The sequence below is a fragment of the Chloroflexus sp. genome (assembly GCF_034435895.1).
Classification (GTDB): Bacteria; Chloroflexota; Chloroflexia; order Chloroflexales; family Chloroflexaceae; genus Chloroflexus.
In genome coordinates this window covers 1-4,101 of the sequence record NZ_DAOTWH010000136.1, presented here as the reverse complement: position 1 = coordinate 4,101, position 4,101 = coordinate 1, and the positions used below count along the sequence as shown (strand labels likewise).

Below are 4,101 nucleotides of genomic sequence, written 5' to 3'. Positions count from 1 at the left end.
CCTGCCGCTACCTCGGCCAACGCCTGCTCAACCGGCATGGTCCAGCGCGGGCTGAAATGCACCAGCACCAGTTGGCGCACGCCGGCGGCAGCGGCGACTGCGCCAGCTTGGCGCGGCGTGGTATGGCCGGCAAACGGCTCCGCAACGGTTGCTTCGTGAATCAGCAGGTGCGCGCCGCTGGCCAGTTCGGTCACGGCCGGGCACGGCTCAGTGTCAGCCGAGTAGCACACTGCCGGCAACGATGGCGCCGTGAAGCGCAGGGCAATGCATGGCCGGCTATGCGCGGTTAACGCGGTCGCAACCTCTAACCCATCAGGCAGAAGCAGCCGGTCACCAGCATTGATCGGTCGCCATTCCGCTATGTCCGCCCATTCTCCCAACCCTGCCGCCAGCACGTATCCACGCGCCAGTTCGAGGGTTGGTGCGAGGCCGTAGACCGGCAGCGACTCGCTGCGCCCACCCAATCGCAGACTAAAGAGTAACGCCGGCAGACCATTGATGTGATCGCAGTGGCTGTGGGTCAGGATGACACTCCGCAAGGTTTGGGGGTCAATCCCCGCCGCCAACAAACGGCGGTAACTCTCGCCGCCAACATCAACCAGCAGCGGCCCTCCCGGCCCATCCCAGACCAGATGGGTATAGGTGCGATCGGGATCAGGCAAGCCGGCGCCAGTGCCGAGCAAAACGATCCGTGCGTTCGTCATAATGCAGTCCTTATGGATTACTCCTCGTCATCAATCGGCACCAGCCGCTTGCGCAAGGCATAGATCGCTACTTGGGTGCGATCGGCTAAGTGGAGTTTCGAGAGAATGTTGCTGATGTGGGTTTTGACCGTCTTTTCTGAGACGATCAGGGTATCGGCGATCTCTTTGTTCGACATACCCTTGGCCACTAACCGCAACACATCCATCTCGCGCGGGGTGAGCTGCTCGACCGGCGCTTCGTTGGGTCGCGGCGTGTTGAACTCTTGCATTAATTTGGCCGCGACATCGGGATGCAAAACCGCTTCGCCGCGGCAGGCGGCGCGGACGGCATGGGCCAGCTCTTCCGGTGAAATATCTTTGAGCAGGTACGAGATAGCGCCGGCTTTGATCGCCGGGAAGACCTTGTTGTCATCGGCAAAACTAGTCAGTACAATCACCTGCGAGGATGGGCTGACCGCTTTGAGCCGGCGAGTGGTCTCGACGCCATCAATGCCGGGCATGACCAGATCCATTAGTACGACATCGGGCAAAAGCTCGCGGGCTAGTTCCACCCCCTCTTCGCCGCTGCCTGCTTCGCCAACTACCTCGATATCAGGTTGCAGTTCGAGAAAGTCGCGCAACCCTTGGCGTACAACGCGATGATCATCGATCAACAGCACGGTTATTTGTTCCATCAGCCGGCCTCCTGTGGGTACAAAAGCCAAGGGATGGCATTCCATCCGTATGGCGATGACAGGTATCGCTTACGATGTCCTGAAATGCTATTCTCTCTTCCCCTACTCACTACCCGTATTGCGCCCGCGCAGCGGCACCACTACCTCAATCTCGGCGCCAGCGCCGGGCCGCGAATGCACAGCAAAGGTGCCACCGAGTTCGGCAGCCCGTTCGCGCATGCTGAGCAAACCGAGATGGCGGCCCTCGCCAGAAGGTCGCGCAGAGGGATCGAAGCCTTGCCCATCATCGATGACGCGAATGCGCACCTGTTCAGCGGTTAGTTCAAGTTGAATCTGGACGTTACGGGCCGCGGCGTGTTTGACGATATTGTTGAGCGCCTCTTGCACGATCCGGAACAGCGGTTGCTCGATACCGCGGGCATGGCGCTCGTCGCCGATCACGTTCAGCTCGATCCGTAACCCTTCGCGGTGGGCCAGATGCTGGGCATGCTGTTGAATCGCCGCCACCAATCCTTGATCGCGCAACGCCGGCGGGCGCAATTGAAAAATGAGCGCGCGCATTTCGGCCAACGCGGCGGTAGCCGTCTCTTGCAACCGGTCGAGCAACGCCGGCACGCGGGCCGGATTCCGCTCGAACTGGGCGCGGGCCGCTTGGGCCGTAAGCGTCATGCTAAATAGCTGTTGGCTGACGCTATCGTGCAACTCGCGGGCCAAGCGGTTGCGCTCTTCGAGCGCCGCCGCCTGTTGGGCGCGTTGGTACAGCCGGCCATTCTCGACCGCGCCGGCCAGCATATCGGCCACCGTTTCGAGCACCGCTGCATCTTCAGCGGTCAAGCCAGCCGGTTGCGGCGATTCGATATTTAGAACTCCTAAGGTTTTTCCATTAGCGATCAAGGGTACACACAACTCTGAGCGAATATCGAGCCGCTCGCTCAAACCAAGATAATCGGCTTCGCTGGCCACATCTTCGGCGCGCACAATCCGCCCGCTGCGCGCAGCGCGTCCCACCAAACCAAGGTTGATGTGCTGGCGATAACCGACCCGCGACGGCGCATACTGGCCAGCCGAAGCGACTAACACCAGTTCGCTGGCATCATCTTCAATCAAAAATAGATCGACTTGCGGATAGCCAAACCCCTGCTGAATGCGTTGGGTCACCAGCGGCAACGACTCGCGCAGATCGAGCGTGGCGGTGACGATGCGCGCAATCGAATTCAGCACCGCCAATTGATCGGCGCGGCGCTGCACCTGCGCCGCCAAGCGTTGCGATTCGGCGTAGAGTTGGGCGCTAACGATTGGGCCGCTGACCTGCGCTGCAATTGCTTCGAGCAGATCGACATCTTCATCGTTGAAGGCGACGGCGCGGCGGCTCACCACACTCAAGATACCAATTACCTTACCGCCGCTACGCAATGGCGCAATCACGCACGAGGCGACATCAGGCCCAAACATGAGCGTCTCGCGCGTGGCTATCCGGCAATCGTCAATCACGAACGGTTGGCCGCTCTGCGCAACCCATGCCAGCGTGCCATCGAGCAGTGACAAGCGTTGGCCAACCATGTCTGCCAACAATGGCGCTGCCGCAGCGACGAGCAGATCGTTAGTTTCATTGAGCAACGCCACCAAACCGCTGCCAAACGCCGCAGCCAGCCGATCAACGGTCTGGCGCAAGATGGTGTCAAGATCAAGCGTTGCGCCGACAGCGCGCCCCAACTCGGCCAGCAGTTGCTCTTTGGCCAGCAAACGGGCGCTGCGCTCGGCCAGCCGCACGTTTTCCACTGCCAGCGCGGCTTGGCGGGCAATCGCCTCAACCATCCGCACCGTTGCCAGATCGGGCGGCTGCGGCCAAGCAATCACGATCACGCCAATCAGCCGCTCGCCCCGCCCTCGCAATGGCGTTAACAACGCCGCCGCCAGCGCAATCGCCGCCGTGTCCGGCACCCCGGCGGGCAAGACTTCCGCCGGCACGAGGTACGAATAACTCAGCCGGTATTCGGGCCGCAACAAGGGCTGGTACTGCGCCGGCTCGACCGGTACGGCCTGCAACTGCTCGGCGAGCTGCGGATCGATGCCGGCGAAGGCGACCGCATGCAGGGTATCGCTTTCATCATCGCGCAGCCGCGCATAGACGCACGGACTGTTGACGATCCGCCGCAGCGTCTCGACCACTTCGCCAAGCAAACCTTCCGGCGAGTCATCGGCGCGCAGCGCATCGCCAAACGCCAGCCAGTCGCCGAGCGGGAGTGATTGGTTTGCGGCTGTAGGATGCGAAGCGCTTGTCATAGGCGTTGCTCGTTACGTAGCTCCCCCGCCTCTCCCCGTTGGGGGGAGGTGATCTGAGGCCCCCCTCCCGGCCTCCCTCCGCTGGGGGGAGGTGAGCTGAGGCCTCCTTCCAGCCTTCCCGCGCTGGGTTCGAGGGCAGACCGAACATCTGACCCGGCACCCGGCCCTGAAGGGGCGGGCTTGGGGTACGAAGCCCGCGCAGCGGGCTGACGACCCTCACCCCAAGCCCCTCTCCCGCGCTAGTGGGAGAGGGGAGTGTAAAGCTAAGCGATGAGGCATCGCCTCAACGGTTCTGTCCGCTATGCCCCCCTTCCCAGCCTCCCCCCGTTGGGGGGAGGAGTGGCGCCGGTGGCGGGCCAGCGGCCCACACCCCCTCTCCGGCGCGGAGCACGGGCGGCTCGCCCGCTGCTAATCGCCGTTATGCCCCTCCCGGCCTCCCC

General features: G+C 62.6%; 3 protein-coding genes. All 3 read right to left on the bottom strand.

Annotation, left to right across the window (positions count from 1 at the left end):
- The coding region (locus U9R81_RS08155; RefSeq protein WP_322494989.1) for a ribonuclease Z at positions 1 to 704 on the bottom strand (704 nt) is incomplete at its 3' end.
- 17 nt (positions 705 to 721) lie between these two features.
- On the bottom strand, positions 722 to 1,378 hold the full coding sequence (locus U9R81_RS08150) for a response regulator (RefSeq protein WP_066788745.1): 657 nt from the start codon (positions 1,376 to 1,378) through the stop codon (positions 722 to 724).
- A gap of 102 nt (positions 1,379 to 1,480) precedes the next feature.
- Entirely contained in the window at positions 1,481 to 3,661 is a 2,181-nt protein-coding gene (locus tag U9R81_RS08145; protein WP_322494988.1) for a GAF domain-containing sensor histidine kinase, read from the bottom strand.
- Positions 3,662 to 4,101: the final 440 nt, after the last annotated feature.